This window comes from Paracraurococcus ruber (genome assembly GCF_004353985.1).
Classification (GTDB): Bacteria; Pseudomonadota; Alphaproteobacteria; order Acetobacterales; family Acetobacteraceae; genus Paracraurococcus; species Paracraurococcus ruber.
Genome location: NZ_SMOA01000728.1, coordinates 1 through 367 on the forward strand (window position 1 = coordinate 1; position 367 = coordinate 367).

General features: G+C 81.2%; 1 protein-coding gene. It reads left to right on the plus strand.

What is annotated here, in order from left to right:
• Positions 1–48: 48 nt before the first annotated feature.
• Positions 49–367, plus strand: a 319-nt coding sequence (locus E2C05_RS32575) for a hypothetical protein (protein WP_408901651.1), incomplete at its 3' end; no start/stop codon positions are given.

Genomic DNA, 367 nt, shown 5'->3' on the forward strand with positions numbered 1-367 from the left:
GGTGCCGCCGGCCGCCGATGCCGCCGCCATCGCCGCCGGCGCCGCGCCGTGACGGCGCTGGCCGCGGCGCGGCGCGACCTGTGGCTGGGCGGCGCGCTGGCCCTGCTGCTGACCGCCGGCATCGTGTCCGGCGCGCTGGTGGTGCCGCTGTTCGACATGCACGTCCTGGACCGCGTGCTGGGCAGCCGCAGCCGGGACTCCCTGCTGGCGCTGGTGCTCGCCTGCCTGGCGGGCCTGGCCCTGCTGGCCGCGGTCGCGGCGCTGCGGGCGCTGGTGCTGGCCCGCGTCGCGGAACGGGTGGTGCGCCGCCTGTCGCGGGCGCTGATGGCGCGCGGGCTGCGCGCCGCCGTGGGCGGCGACCTGCGGG